Below are 12571 nucleotides of genomic sequence, written 5' to 3' on the forward strand. Positions count from 1 at the left end.
CTATATTGTATTCAAACCTAAAATAGTTCCATAAGCTACAGCGGCTTTATGAACCTGAATAATCCAGTCATCAGCGGCATTATCATCAGCACCGTCTGAAATATATTTTAAACACAAAAACGGAATATTCTCTTTCATAGCAATCATAGCAAGGGCATACGCTTCCATGTCAACAACATCATATATTTTTACATCGTGTCCCATTTCAAAACTATCGCCGGTTCCGCAAATTCCTGTTTTAAGATTATCCATTGTTAAACCATATTCCAGAATAACAGGTAAATCAGATAGGGGAGTTTCATATAATTCGAAACCCAAACCTCTGACATCCATATCTCTCTGAACGAATTTTGTACAGCAAATAACATCACCTTTCTCAAAATGACTGCTTCCTGCTGATCCCAGATTCACAATTAATGCCGGTCTTTTTTGCTGAATCGCCTTTGTTAATTCGTAAGCTGCATTTACTTTTCCTATTCCGGTAATCAGCGCATTATGTCCGTCAAAAACAGCCGCTGCTTCAGATTGCAGTGCAAAAGAGAATAATACATCAGTTAACGGAAAAGATAATTCGGGTGTAATTTTTATCATTAATACAATTATTTGTCAGGATGCAAAGATGCTCATTTAAAATAAATAAGATATATATTCAAAATACAAATCATAAAAAAAGCATCTAAAGTAAATTGATTTTGAAGACTAATTTCTAAATATTTGCAACGGTTTTACAAACAACTTTCGTAACCGTTTATAGCTTCATTTCAATTTAAATCACAAAAATAATTGTTATAAATTACTTGGCAGATTTTAAATTATCGCCATCTTTAAAATGCAATCGTCTGAAAACGAAACCGGATAAGATGGTCAGGAAACCTACGACCAAAAAGGTATATCGAAAAGCATTGTGAATCTCGTTATGAATCAGTTTTACATCGCCCTGAAAAATTTTAAGAACCAAAAGTCCAAAAGCAATCCCGAAACCTATTGCTAATTGTTGATTCACAGAAACTAAAGAGTTTCCGCTACTGGTGTGATAAACTCGTAAATCGGCAATTGAAATAGAATTCATAGACGTGAACTGAATCGAGTTAAAGAATCCCAAAACTGAAATAATTGGAATATACCAATAAATCGAAGTATGAATCGACGGAATCGCCAGCGCGCAAATCAACGCTCCAATAATAAAAGTATTAACCATTAAGGTTTTACGATAACCAAATTTATTTAAAATACCAATAACGGCAGATTTCCCAAACATTGCCGTTAATGCCATTGGCGCAACAATCCAGCCAGATGTAACTGCCGATTGTCCGTAAGCAATCTGGATCATCATGGGTAATAAAAGCGGAATGGAACTAAATCCCAACGTGTCGCTAAATTGCCTATTATCCCAACGCGAAACGTTCTGACCTTAAATAAATTCAAGGGAAAAATAGGATTATTGTCTATTATGGCGTGGCGATAATACCAATACAACATTAAAAATTCGCCCATTAAAATCAATAAAACGGGCGAAACACGTACGGTATTCCCGAATAATTCCAAAGAGATTGATAATAGGAGCGAAGCGGCGGCAAAAATCAAAAAGCCTTTTAAATCAAAATCGATAATGGGCGATTTATAATCCGGCATGTATTTTAAACTTAGGATAATTCCAATTAACCCAAACGGAATATTGATTAGAAATATCCAATGCCACGATAAATAATCAACCATATAACCACCAACTAATGGTCCTAAAACGGGACCAATCAATGCGGGAATTATGGCAAAGTTCATGGCTTTTAATAATTCATTTTTAGGAAATGTTCTAATAAGTGCCAGTTTTCCAACGGGCGTCATTAAACTTCCGCCAATTCCCTGAACGACACGCGCAATTACAAGATGCGTTAAATTCTGCGAAAGCGCACATAATAACGATCCAATACTGAATAAAAACAAAGCGAAAATAAAGATTCGTCTGGTTCCGAATTTATCAGATAAAAATCCGCTAACGGGCATAAATAATGCGAGCGTTAATACATAACTAATAATTGCGTTTTGCATTTCAAGCGGCGATTCATGCAAATCTCTGGCGATGGATGTGATCGAAGTATTTAGAATCGTGGAATCCAGCATCTGCATAAAAATAGAAGTTGCCAGAATTATCGGTAATACTTTTTTTGTGGTTTCTATGTTTTGTTCGGCGGGAATTGTAGTCATATTATTGGGCTTGAAGTTTTTATAAACTTTTCCGGAAGTAGAATTGATTTTCTCAAATTTAAGAAATCTATTTTTAAACTTGTTTCTACTTTTCCACATTTTTAATTAAAAAGAGCTGGTTTTCCTGAAAATGTTTCAGTTTTATAAACAAGTTTCTTTCATACAGTCCCAAAGCATCGGGATGAATTTAATGCACGTGAAACGCCTTTTTTTAGTTTACAATATCCTATGTCCTATGTCTTAGAAAAAAATATGCAGTTAAATTTTAAGACATAGAAACATAGAATTTCATGGTTTAAAAAAGATGTCTTAAATGTGTTTAGAAAAAATCTTAAACATCTCTATTATTGGATTCTTGTAATATTAATAATGAATAGTATAAAATTTTCGTACAGTTAAAAACTAATTTTAAGAAATTGAAAATGAGTGGAATGTCGCTCATTGTAAAGAAATAAATAATGCAAATTTTAAACTTTTAGTTATGGGCGATACAATTATTCAAAACAATGAAACTCATTCAATACTATTAAAAGTAAACGGACAAGATCATCACCTCAATCTTTTACCCTGGGTTTCGTTGCTTGACGCGCTTCGGGAAAAAATTGATCTTACCGGAACAAAAAAAGGCTGCGATCACGGACAATGCGGAGCCTGTACGGTTTTAGTTGACGGAAAACGAATTTTAAGTTGTCTGACCCTCGCGGTTATGAAAGACGGAGCTGAAATAACGACAATTGAAGGCGTTGCCGATGGGCAAAATCTGCATCCGGTACAACAAGCTTTTATTGAATGCGATGCGTTTCAATGTGGTTATTGTACGCCTGGACAAATTTGCAGCGCGATTGGAATGCTGAATGAAAATAAAGCAAAAAACAGAGAAGAGGTTCAGGAATTAATGAGCGGAAATCTTTGTAGATGTGGCGCCAGTAAAGGTATAATCGATGCAATTATGAAAGTGAAAAACCAGGAAAGTTACCATGAATAATTTCTCATATATAAAAACAAACGACATAGGTCAGGCAGTTTCTGAACTCAGCAATGATTCCGGAAATAAAATTGTTGCGGGAGGAACAAATATAAATGACCTTTTAAAATATTTTGTAACTACGGCAAAAAAGCTTGTAGATATAAATCCTGTTATCGATAATCATTCGGTTATTGAGCTTGATAATGGCGGAATCAGGATTGGAGCATTACTTACAAATGCCGAAACTGCTTATCATCCTATTATTGAAGAACGTTATCCTTTATTATCTAAAGCGATACTTGCAGGAGCATCGGCACAAATCAGGAATATGGCGACTAATGGCGGAAACCTTTTGCAACGCACGCGATGTTATTATTTTTATGACAGCAACACGCCTTGCAATAAGCGCGAACCCGGTTCAGGATGTTCTGCTATAAAAGGATACAATAGAATTCACGCCATTTTAGGGCAAAGTGATGATTGTATTGCAGTTTTTCCCTCAGATATGTGCGTGGCGCTTGCGGCTTTAGATGCCGTGGTGAATATTACAGGTCCTGAAGGTGACCGAACATTAGATTTTAAAACCTTTCACAGGCTTCCGGGAAATACGCCGGAGCTGGATAATAATTTAAAACAAGGCGAAATAATCACCGGAATTGATCTTCCTGAAATGGGTTTTTCAAACAATTATTCCTACTTAAAATTACGCGACAGAGCTTCGTATTCTTTTGCTCTGGTTTCTGTGGCAACAGGTTTAGATTTAGAAAACGGAATTATTAAAAATGCCAGAATTGCGCTTGGCGGTGTTGCGCATAAACCGTGGCGCATTATTGAAGCCGAATATTTCCTGAAAGATAAAGAACCTTTAAGAGAGAATTTTGCCGCTGCTGCGGATATTATTCTGGAAGGCGCAAAAGGGTATGAACATAACGATTTTAAAATTGATCTGGCAAAAAGAGCGATTATCCGTAATTGTTTGATGGCACTTGATCCAAAATCACAGCGTCCTGGCGCAAAACCTTCTTTATAATACATCGAAACCTAAAATTAAAGTTATGACAAAATTACCCTCAATAGGACAACCGATAAACCGTTTAGAAGGCGTTCAAAAAGTTACCGGAACTGCAAAATATTCAGGCGAATATAATGTTGACAATTTATTGTACGGATATGTTGTAAACAGCACGATTACAAAAGGAAAAATAAAGTCAATTGATACCGCTGAAGCTGAAAAACTGGACGGTGTTATTTCGATTTTGACGCATGAAAACCGACCTTCAACGGCTTGGTTTGATTTGCAATATGCAGATATGGATGCGCCGCCGGGAACAGTTTTCAAACCCTTAAAAGACAACGAAATTAAATATAACGGTCAGCCGATTGCTTTGGTCGTGGCCGAAACTTTTGAAATGGCGCGTTATGCAGCAGCTCTGATAAAAGTGGTTTACACCGAAGAAGAATTTTCAACGGATCTTTTTGCAAATAAAGGAAAAGCCAGAAAACCCAAAAAAGGATTGGCATCGATGTTAAAACCGCCTCCGCCAAAGCCAACAGGAGATTTTGGTAAAGTATTTCAGGCATCTTTCGCAAAAATAGAAAGCGAATTCAGGCATGGAACAGAACATCATAATCCGATGGAAATGTTTGCAACAACCGTTGTTTACGAAGGAAAAGACAAACTGAAAATATACGATAAAACACAGGGAACTATCAATTCTCAAATGTATGTGGCGAACGTTTTTGGTTTAAAAATGAAAGATGTTCAGGTTATCGCCCCATTTGTTGGCGGCGCTTTTGGCTCAGGGCTTCGTCCGCAATACCAGCTTTTTATGACGGTGATGGCTTCGCTTCAATTAAAACGAAATGTTCGCGTAACGCTTGACAGAGCTCAAATGTATACTTTCGGACATCGACCACCAACGCTTCAAACTACGAAATTTGGCGCTGATGAAAGCGGAAAACTAAATGCCGCGTATCACAAAGCAATTGGAGAAACTTCACAATTTGAAGATTATGTAGAAACCGTTGTGAACTGGACGCCAATGTTATATCCTGTCGAAAACACTTTGCTGGAACACGAGTTGGTTCCGTTAGATGTTTTTAGTCCGCTTGATATGCGCGCTCCCGGCGGAAGTACCGGAATGCATGCCATTGAAATTACAATGGATGAACTTGCCTATTAATTAAAAATTGATCCGCTTGAATTGCGCTTAATCAATTATTCAGACATTGATACAAGTTCAGGTAAGGAATATTCGAGCAAGGAATTACGAGAATGTTATTTGCAAGGCGCAGAAAGTTTTGGATGGAAAAACCGAAATCCGGAACCAAGAAGCATGAAACGCGGCAATAAACTTGTAGGTTACGGAATGGCAACGGGAATCTGGGAAGCAAACCGACTTTTAGCCAGAGCCGAAATCACGATGACAAAGGATTTAAAAGTAGAAATTAAAAATGCCGTAACCGATATAGGAACAGGAACTTTGACCGTAATGACGCAAATAGCAGCTGATGAATTAGGATTGCCTATTGAAGATATTGCGTTTTTATATGCCGATAGTAAAATGCCTTTTGCACCCATTCAAGGCGGATCTTTTACCGTTGCAACTGTTGGTCCCGCCGTTCAGGCAGCTTGTAAATCAATGAATAAAAGATTGTTTAATAAAGCAAAAGTATTGAAGAATTCTCCTTTGGCGAAAGCCAAATTTGACGATGTAATTTTTGATCAGGGTTTTATATTCCTGAAAACCGACTTAAATGTAAAAGTGAGTTTAAAGCAAATATTCGAAGAAAATAATCTAAAAGCAACACAAACAACCAGTACTTCAATGCCTAATCCTTTACGACACGGAAAAAAGGCGAGAGCCGTTCACAGCGCGGTTTTTGTAGAAGTTGAAGTTGATGAAGAATTAGGAATTATAGAAGTAAAAAGAGCCGTAACCGCCGTTGCAGCCGGAAAAATTATAAATCCTAAAACTGCCGAAAGTCAGATTTTAGGCGGAATGATCTGGGGAATCAGCAAAGCTTTGCACGAAGAAACCATTACAGACAATAGATTCGGGAAATATATGAACGCCAATCTGGCGGAATATCATATTCCGGTTCACGCAGATGTTCAGGATCTCAATGTGATTTTTGTAAAAGAAGAAGATAATTTTGTCAATGATCTTGGTGTAAAAGGAATTGGCGAAATAGGAATCGTGGGAATGCCTCCAGCAATTGCAAATGCCATTTATCACGCCACAGGGCGAAGAATCCACAATTTACCCATACACTTTGATCAATTGATCTCATAAAAAACATATTTAGAATATTTTCTATAAATTAGATAAGATGAAACTATTAAACACCAATATAATTTTGACCTTATTATTTACCGGCGCATCAAGTTTAATGCATGCACAGCAAAATGATGTTTCAAAATGCCGTTACGCTAAAACTTCAGCAGGATATTTGATGGTTTTGCGCGAAGGCGATGATGTACTTGCGTTAATTGAAAATCTCGCTCAGCAGGAAAAAGTTCCGTCAGCAACTTTTACCGGAATTGGTTTTGCGAGTGAAGTCACATTTGGTTTTTTTGATAATAAGGAAAAGAAATACAATCCGAAGAAATTCGAAAAAGTAGAAATGGGAAGCCTTACCGGATCTATTGCCTGGAGCGGAGAAAAACCGTCACTTCATATTCATGGTGTTGCCACGGATGATAAATTTAATGCTTACGGAGGTCATATTCTCGGCTTAAAAGTAGGAACAGGCTCAATGGAAATTTATATCACATTGAATCAGGAAAAACTGGAACGTAAAAAGGAACAACCGTTAGACGCGTATGTTTTGCAATTACCTTGTATAAAATAAACGTTTTTTGCCACAGATTAAAGGGATTAAAATGATTTTCCCCAATGTTAATTCATTTTTTTTTATAATCAGTGAGAATCATTCTAATCTGTGGCAAAAAGAAAATTATATCTGTGGCAAAAAAAATAATCTCGCTAAGGCGCTAAGGCGCAAAGTTAAACACAATATTGTCATTTCGACTGAAGGAGAAATCACACATGTAAATCGACAAAGATTGGCAAATTTTAGCGCGGAGTTTCTCGTGTGATTTCTCCTGTGTCGAAATGACAAACTGTTCGAAAATATTGTTATAAAATGAATTAAGAAAATCATTTTAATCATTGTAATCTGTGGCAAACTTAAAATCTAATGGCTAAAACATAAAATAATCTTGTAATTCTGAAAAATTTTCTTCTTTATGTGTAATAGCACGGAAACAAAACCACAGTATTTTTATATACAATCCTAATGAATTTTTAAAATGCTACAAAAACACGGTTTGGTTCTGACAAAAAGAGATTTGGATTTTGAACGCGATGGCGTCCTTAATCCTGCAGTTATTTATGACAACGGAAAAATTCATATGATTTACCGCGCTGTAGCAAAAGGCAATCATTCTACACTAGGATATTGCGTTTTCAAAGATCCCTTGACAATTGAAACGCAATTAGATATTCCGATTTTAACTCCATCATCGCCAAATGAAAAACACGGGATTGAAGATCCCAGAATCGTAAAAATCGATGACTTGTTTTATCTCTCGTATTGCGGTTATGACGGAGAAAACGCGTTTGGATGTGTTGCAACTTCAAAAGATTTGAAAAAATTCAATAAACACGGAATCGTTGTACCACAAATAAAAGGCTACGATTTAAATGGTTTATTAAAAGGACAACCCAAACTCAACAATAAATATTTCACGCCAAGCACAGGAAGCGAAGGTTATGTCTGGGATAAAAATGTAGTTTTTTTTCCGAGACGAATCGACAATAAATTATATTTCCTGCATCGGATTCATCCGGGAATTCAAATTGCGTGTGTTGATTCGCTGGATGATTTAACGCCTGAATTCTGGCGCGAATATATGCTCGATTTTCACAAACATATTGTACTTGATCCGGATCACGATCATGAATTTTCGTATTTAGGAAACGGCGCTCCGCCAATAGAAACTCCTGAAGGCTGGTTATTAATTTATCATGGCGTCCATGATTCTGAAATTGGTCATACGTATGTGGCGTGCGCGGCTTTACTGGATTTAGAAGATCCGTCAAAAGAAATCGCACGATTGCCTCAGCCGCTTTTTTCACCGGATCAGGAATTTGAATTAAACGGTTATGTCAATAATGTGTGTTTCCCAAGCGGAACTGCCGTTATCGATGACGAACTTTATATTTATTACGGTGCCGCAGATCAAAGTATTGCCTGCGCATCGATCCCAATGCAGGAGTTGCTGGATGAACTTCTTACTCATAAAGTTCAAATTCCCGAAGAATCTTCAGTTAAGGTTTCAACTACGACTTAATTCATTATAAAAACAATAAAATGCCTATAACTAATTGTACTTTAAACGATAACGAGATTACCTGGATTGATGTTGTTGACCCAACAAGCGAGGAACTTTCGGGTATTAGTGAAAAGTACAATCTTAATTCCTACGCGTTACTGGATTGCCTTGATCCGGATCATCTTCCTAAATTTGAGGACCATAATGATACGCATTTCATCATTATAAGAGTAGTTAATGAGAATAAGGAAAAACTGCAAACTGTTCAGAGTCTGAGTTGTAAAATTGCGATTTTTTATAACGATTCTTTTATCATCACATTACATCGTACCTCTCAGCCATTAATTTCTGCTGTAAAAGAAAATTTTGTTGATACCGGAAAAGTGAAAACAAGTACCGGAATCGCGATTCATATTGTGCGTGATGCTTTACATTCTTTCGAACTGCCCGCTATTAATTTATCCAATGAAATTGATGGTTATGAATCGAAGTTATTTCTGAAAAAAAATATCCCCACAGATATGATCGAGGCGATTTATTACCTGAAAAACAGGGCAGGACTCTATAAAAAGTTACTTCTTTTAAGTAATGAAGTTGTAAATTCAATTCGTGCCGAAGGAGAAGAAAGACCTGCACTTCGCGATGTTCATGATTTGCATACTAAACTTTTGATGCTCAACGATCAGGTTCAGGAAGATGCAAAAGAATTACTGAATATTTATCTTTCATTATCTGCCAGAAAAACAAATGATGTGATGAAAGTATTGACTGTATTTTCGGTTTTCTTTATGCCACTTACTTTTATTGCCGGAATCTACGGAATGAATTTCAAATTTATGCCGGAACTTAATTATTATTGGGGATATCCTATTACGATGATTGTGATGGTGGTGGTTTCTATTGTTATTTTTCTTTGGTTTAAAAGAAAAAAATGGCTTTAGAGTTAGTTTAACCGCAGAGTTCACAAAGGAGTTACGCAAAGTTTGTCATTCCGAGGAACGAGGAATCTCATCAAGAAACTCCGGTGCTATTATCGCCAATCTTTGTCGAATATTAGGATGTGATTTCTCCCTTTGGTCGAAATGACAAAAAAACGACCTCAACTTCCATACGGAATTACGCAAAGTTTGTCATTCCGAGGAACGAGGAATCTCATCAAGAAACTACGTTGTTAGTGTTGCCAATCTTTGTCGAATATCTAGGATGTGATTTCTCCCTTTGGTCGAAATGACAAAAAACAAAAAAGCCTGTTTTTGCAACAAGCTTTAGAAGAAATTGAAAAATGGTTTTTAATCTATTTTTTTCACTTCAAGTGAATCAGAATGCTTGATTACGGCTGCTTTTTTTTCATCTTGTCTGTAGTCTTCGTCGTCACAATGCGGAGCGCAATTAACGCTTAAAAGCGCCAATATAAATCCGATTAAGACAACTTTAAAGTTAAGAATTTTCATAGGTTTTAGTTTTTAACTATTTGATTATAAACGTAAATTTAAAATTCGAACCTATTTTGAATTTATATAATTTTCTAAAACCTTTATATAATTCCCATTTTCTATTTTAATACAATTCCATTTTGACTTAAAGCTTCGGCAACTTTAATTACAACTTCAGACCGGTGTTTTCCATCCGTCACAGTTCGGTCTGTTTTTACCCAATATCTTATAATTATCTGAACCGTACTTCCTGTAATTCCGGCAACTACAGCAGAGTTTGAATATCCTTTATCGACTATTGTGTCATCTGTTTTCATGACTTCGGTAATAATATCAATCGCTTTTCTATAATCAGATCCATATTCTAACCCTATCGTAAAATCCTGAAGTAAATAACCTCCGCTGTTGAAATTTATGAGCGTATTTTTAATCAAAAGTGCGTTAGGAATATAAATATTCTTGCTGTCACTTTTAACCTGCGTATCACGTAAATTAAGAGCCACAACTTTACCTTTTACACCATTACTTTCAATAATATCACCTACGGAAAATGGTCTTTTGAATGCCAGCAGAATTCCCGCCAGAAAATTTTCGCCAATATCCTTTAGCGCAAACCCAATCACAAAAGCAGAAATTCCGGCTCCGGCCAAAACACTTTGCGCAACTCCGGTTAAACCAATAACGCGAAACATAAATAAAAGACCTATTACAATTAAAACGGCTTTTATTAAATTAGCAATAAATGTTGCCAGCAAAGGATCGTGCATTCTGGTTTGCAATTTACGGTCAGCAAATACTTTGACGCGCGAGGCAATAAACCACGAGATTAAAACTACCAGTATCGCAAGTAAAATTTTAGGAGTTATGTCAACAAGACCATAATAATATCCTTCGACATGTTTGAAAATGTCACGAAAAAAATCTTCCATAATAATTGTATTTAATTAAAACGATGAACGTTTTTTTTAGTTTTGCAAACGAAATGTCCGCAATTTATTTTTTTTGGGTTGTACCGGATTTAGCATCGTTAAAGTCAATTGATCCTTCAACATCTTTATCAAATGCCTTGATGAATCCGTTTCTGAGCACATTTACAATAGCCGTCCATGTAAATTTTTCGGCGCCATTCACATCACCTTTTAGCGGAATTTTTGTGGCCAAACGATCTTTAGGCTGATTGGTTACAATTTCGGCGGCTGTACCTACAACAATTTCCCAAACACGTTTCAAAAACGGACGCTTTTTCTCCTTTGGCGTATCAGGCGTTAAATCGATAATCTTGATATTTTCTAAAACCGGTTTTACATAACCATTGTATTTTCCATCGGCCATAGCCATTTCGGTAGAAACATATAATTGTCCGCGTTTAAAAGTAAAATCGGCGTAAGCATCTGTAAAATCTTTTAGATAAGTCAAATCCATACGTTCCAGTTCCAGATTAAAATCAAAATCAGGAATATCTTTTAAAGCATTTAGTTTCGCGTTACTTTTAATTTTTCCGTTTCCGCTTGTATTTGCTGTAAGTACAATTGTCGAAGGAAGTTTGTTGTTTTTATCTTCAATATTTCTCAAATTTCGGGCAGTTGCGGTGACTTGTTTGGCGGCAATATCAAGATTTGGTTTTGATGTAAGATCAATATAATGTACCTGACCATTAATTATTTCGACATAATTAATATTTACGGGCGAAAGTTTTTTTACAGCTGTAATAAAATCATTATCACCTCCGGCTTCGACTTTTTTTCCTTTTTTAATGAAGTTTAAAACAGGATTTTCTACCGAAAATTCTCCCACAAAAGCACCTTTAAAAAGTGATTTTCATTCGATAGAAATATCAATTCCCGTAGCGAGGAAAAAAGGTCGGGATTTTCCGTTATCAATTTTGTCAATTACTAGAGTATCAATTCGGTAAGCGCCCCGATACAAATGAATATCTACATCTTTAATGCTTCCTTTATAACCTTTTAAATCTGCCAGGGCTTTATTTGCATAATGCAGCGCGACAGGCTCCAATGCAAAATTTATCGCAACTAATAATACCAGTATTCCAGTAATTATGATTCCTGTTTTTTTATATCGATTCATCTTTTTTTTCTTATAAAAATTCCATGTTATTGTAAATTTAGGAACCAAATTTGTTAAAACTTTACAAGATATTTTTAATTTTTTACATAATCATTATCAATTTTGTTTTGTGTTTTTGATTTGAAAAAAAAACTATTTTTATTATATTTGATATATGAAATTTACCAATATCCTGTTCATAGATGATGATGAGGAAGATCTACAGATTTTCCAGGCGGCGCTTGACCATATTTCCACGACCATAAAATACAATTACTTTACAGATGCCCGTAAAGCTCTGGAACAATTGCGATTGGGAACTGTAACTACACAGGCAATTTTTCTGGATTTGAATATGCCTTTAATGAACGGTCATGAATTTTTGGCGCAGTTAAAACAGGAGGAAAAACTCAAGGATATTCCTGTGATTATATTCACAACTTCATCAGACAATGCTATCAGGGAAATGACACTTTCTATGGGAGCGATAGATTTCCTGACAAAGCCCAATGATTTTAAAGATCTTATTGCTTTACTACAACCCTTTATATTTTAAAAAACCAG

Annotated in this window: 15 protein-coding genes; 8 read left to right on the forward strand and 7 right to left on the reverse strand. The window is 35.9% G+C overall.

Annotated elements, in window-relative coordinates; translation table 11 throughout:
* The 3 genes from ACHZDT_RS19935 to ACHZDT_RS19945 form a co-directional block, all read right to left on the reverse strand.
* Positions 1–591 (reverse strand): nucleosidase, encoded by a 591-nt coding sequence (locus ACHZDT_RS19935; RefSeq protein ID WP_394776453.1) that lies wholly within the window; start codon positions 589–591, stop codon positions 1–3.
* Between the two features lie 202 nt (positions 592–793).
* Positions 794–1333, reverse strand: coding sequence for an MFS transporter (locus tag ACHZDT_RS19940; protein WP_394776454.1), 540 nt, complete (start codon positions 1331–1333; stop codon positions 794–796).
* Positions 1330–2301, reverse strand: a complete 972-nt coding sequence (locus ACHZDT_RS19945; protein ID WP_394776455.1) for an MFS transporter — start codon at positions 2299–2301, stop codon at positions 1330–1332. Before ACHZDT_RS19945 ends, ACHZDT_RS19940 begins: the two co-directional genes overlap by 4 nt.
* 382 nt (positions 2302–2683) lie before the next feature.
* On the opposite strand from ACHZDT_RS19945, the gene ACHZDT_RS19950 reads away from it, so the two are divergent.
* The 7 genes from ACHZDT_RS19950 (at position 2684) to ACHZDT_RS19980 (ending at position 9451) form a co-directional block, all read left to right on the forward strand.
* The gene (locus ACHZDT_RS19950) at positions 2684–3187 is read left to right on the forward strand and encodes a (2Fe-2S)-binding protein (RefSeq protein ID WP_394776456.1); all 504 of its coding nucleotides are present in this window, start codon (positions 2684–2686) and stop codon (positions 3185–3187) included.
* The gene (locus ACHZDT_RS19955) at positions 3180–4199 is read left to right on the forward strand and encodes an FAD binding domain-containing protein (RefSeq protein WP_394776457.1); all 1020 of its coding nucleotides are present in this window, start codon (positions 3180–3182) and stop codon (positions 4197–4199) included. The genes ACHZDT_RS19950 and ACHZDT_RS19955 overlap by 8 nt, the downstream gene beginning before the upstream one ends.
* Before the next feature lie 25 nt (positions 4200–4224).
* Complete coding sequence (locus ACHZDT_RS19960; RefSeq protein WP_394776458.1) at positions 4225–5352, forward strand: xanthine dehydrogenase family protein molybdopterin-binding subunit; 1128 nt, start codon at positions 4225–4227, stop codon at positions 5350–5352.
* Positions 5353–5373: 21 nt separating this feature from the next.
* On the forward strand, positions 5374–6465 hold the full coding sequence (locus ACHZDT_RS19965; protein WP_394776459.1) for a xanthine dehydrogenase family protein molybdopterin-binding subunit: 1092 nt from the start codon (positions 5374–5376) through the stop codon (positions 6463–6465).
* A gap of 37 nt (positions 6466–6502) precedes the next feature.
* The gene (locus ACHZDT_RS19970) at positions 6503–7024 is read left to right on the forward strand and encodes a PPC domain-containing DNA-binding protein (RefSeq protein WP_394776460.1); all 522 of its coding nucleotides are present in this window, start codon (positions 6503–6505) and stop codon (positions 7022–7024) included.
* A gap of 460 nt (positions 7025–7484) precedes the next feature.
* Positions 7485–8528 carry a pesticidal protein Cry7Aa gene (locus ACHZDT_RS19975; RefSeq protein WP_394776461.1) on the forward strand — a complete coding sequence of 348 codons (1044 nt, stop codon included), beginning with the start codon at positions 7485–7487 and terminating at the stop codon, positions 8526–8528.
* A 20-nt stretch (positions 8529–8548) separates the two neighbouring features.
* A complete protein-coding gene (locus ACHZDT_RS19980) occupies positions 8549–9451 on the forward strand; it encodes a CorA family divalent cation transporter (RefSeq protein ID WP_394776462.1) in 903 nt (300 codons plus the stop codon).
* Positions 9452–9799: 348 nt separating this feature from the next.
* Here ACHZDT_RS19980 and ACHZDT_RS19985 read toward each other — a convergent pair whose 3' ends face one another.
* The 4 genes from ACHZDT_RS19985 to ACHZDT_RS20000 form a co-directional block, all read right to left on the reverse strand.
* Positions 9800–9961, reverse strand: coding sequence for a hypothetical protein (locus ACHZDT_RS19985; RefSeq protein WP_394776463.1), 162 nt, complete (start codon positions 9959–9961; stop codon positions 9800–9802).
* A 101-nt stretch (positions 9962–10062) separates the two neighbouring features.
* Positions 10063–10872, reverse strand: a complete 810-nt coding sequence (locus ACHZDT_RS19990) for a mechanosensitive ion channel family protein (protein ID WP_394776464.1) — start codon at positions 10870–10872, stop codon at positions 10063–10065.
* Between the two features lie 64 nt (positions 10873–10936).
* Positions 10937–11737, reverse strand: coding sequence for a DUF748 domain-containing protein (locus ACHZDT_RS19995; RefSeq protein ID WP_394776465.1), 801 nt, complete (start codon positions 11735–11737; stop codon positions 10937–10939).
* A 24-nt stretch (positions 11738–11761) separates the two neighbouring features.
* A complete protein-coding gene (locus ACHZDT_RS20000) occupies positions 11762–12028 on the reverse strand; it encodes a hypothetical protein (RefSeq protein ID WP_394776466.1) in 267 nt (88 codons plus the stop codon).
* A gap of 154 nt (positions 12029–12182) precedes the next feature.
* On the opposite strand from ACHZDT_RS20000, the gene ACHZDT_RS20005 reads away from it, so the two are divergent.
* A complete protein-coding gene (locus tag ACHZDT_RS20005) occupies positions 12183–12563 on the forward strand; it encodes a response regulator (protein ID WP_394776467.1) in 381 nt (126 codons plus the stop codon).
* Positions 12564–12571: the final 8 nt, after the last annotated feature.

The organism is Flavobacterium sp. (assembly GCF_043722275.1).
Taxonomy (GTDB): domain Bacteria; phylum Bacteroidota; class Bacteroidia; order Flavobacteriales; family Flavobacteriaceae; genus Flavobacterium.

What these genes read in the sequence shown, in the direction of transcription:
- ACHZDT_RS19935 (WP_394776453.1), bottom strand. Translation starts at nt 591, where the DNA reads ATGATAAAAATTACACCCGAATTATCTTTTCCGTTAACTGATGTATTA.
- ACHZDT_RS19940 (WP_394776454.1), bottom strand. Translation starts at nt 1,333, where the DNA reads ATGATGATCCAGATTGCTTACGGACAATCGGCAGTTACATCTGGCTGG.
- ACHZDT_RS19945 (WP_394776455.1), bottom strand. Translation starts at nt 2,301, where the DNA reads ATGTGGAAAAGTAGAAACAAGTTTAAAAATAGATTTCTTAAATTTGAG.
- ACHZDT_RS19950 (WP_394776456.1), top strand. Translation starts at nt 2,684, where the DNA reads ATGGGCGATACAATTATTCAAAACAATGAAACTCATTCAATACTATTA.
- ACHZDT_RS19955 (WP_394776457.1), top strand. Translation starts at nt 3,180, where the DNA reads ATGAATAATTTCTCATATATAAAAACAAACGACATAGGTCAGGCAGTT.
- ACHZDT_RS19960 (WP_394776458.1), top strand. Translation starts at nt 4,225, where the DNA reads ATGACAAAATTACCCTCAATAGGACAACCGATAAACCGTTTAGAAGGC.
- ACHZDT_RS19970 (WP_394776460.1), top strand. Translation starts at nt 6,503, where the DNA reads ATGAAACTATTAAACACCAATATAATTTTGACCTTATTATTTACCGGC.
- ACHZDT_RS19975 (WP_394776461.1), top strand. Translation starts at nt 7,485, where the DNA reads ATGCTACAAAAACACGGTTTGGTTCTGACAAAAAGAGATTTGGATTTT.
- ACHZDT_RS19980 (WP_394776462.1), top strand. Translation starts at nt 8,549, where the DNA reads ATGCCTATAACTAATTGTACTTTAAACGATAACGAGATTACCTGGATT.
- ACHZDT_RS19985 (WP_394776463.1), bottom strand. Translation starts at nt 9,961, where the DNA reads ATGAAAATTCTTAACTTTAAAGTTGTCTTAATCGGATTTATATTGGCG.
- ACHZDT_RS19990 (WP_394776464.1), bottom strand. Translation starts at nt 10,872, where the DNA reads ATGGAAGATTTTTTTCGTGACATTTTCAAACATGTCGAAGGATATTAT.
- ACHZDT_RS20000 (WP_394776466.1), bottom strand. Translation starts at nt 12,028, where the DNA reads ATGAATCGATATAAAAAAACAGGAATCATAATTACTGGAATACTGGTA.
- ACHZDT_RS20005 (WP_394776467.1), top strand. Translation starts at nt 12,183, where the DNA reads ATGAAATTTACCAATATCCTGTTCATAGATGATGATGAGGAAGATCTA.